This window comes from Pseudoalteromonas sp. bablab_jr011 (genome assembly GCF_016464045.1).
GTDB classification, from domain to species: domain Bacteria; phylum Pseudomonadota; class Gammaproteobacteria; order Enterobacterales; family Alteromonadaceae; genus Pseudoalteromonas; species Pseudoalteromonas lipolytica.
This window is the reverse complement of record NZ_JACDWU010000258.1, coordinates 1-338: the sequence shown is the minus strand read 5'-3', so window position 1 is coordinate 338 and position 338 is coordinate 1. Positions and strand designations below refer to the sequence as shown.

The window sequence follows — 338 nt, the reverse complement described above, 5'->3', positions numbered from 1 at the left end:
GGTTTAATGTAGGCGTGAAATTTATTTCGCGCGAAGGGGTTGTAAGTAACGAGTTACGAGAAGCGAGATGCGAGCTAAACCGAGATGGTTGTTTATTATTGCTGAAAAGGTTTGCTTTTTCGGCGTTAAAACGCCTCCCACGTGTGAAGTGTGTATCACTTGTAGGAAGGGCTTTAGCCGTGAATTTTAAAAGAGACGTTGCTGCGCAAACGCGCCATGCAAGCATAACGCCTACGGTTTAATGTAGGCGTGAAATTTATTACGCGCGAAGGGGTTGTAAGCAACGAAGTACGAAAAGCGAGATGCGAGCTAGTACAGCTAAATTGAGCTGGTTGTTT

General features: G+C 45.0%; 1 protein-coding gene. It reads left to right on the top strand.

The features are described from left to right. The coding region (locus tag JIG41_RS22715) for a hypothetical protein (RefSeq protein ID WP_206770791.1) at positions 1 to 242 on the top strand (242 nt) is incomplete at its 5' end. Positions 243 to 338 lie beyond the last annotated feature (96 nt).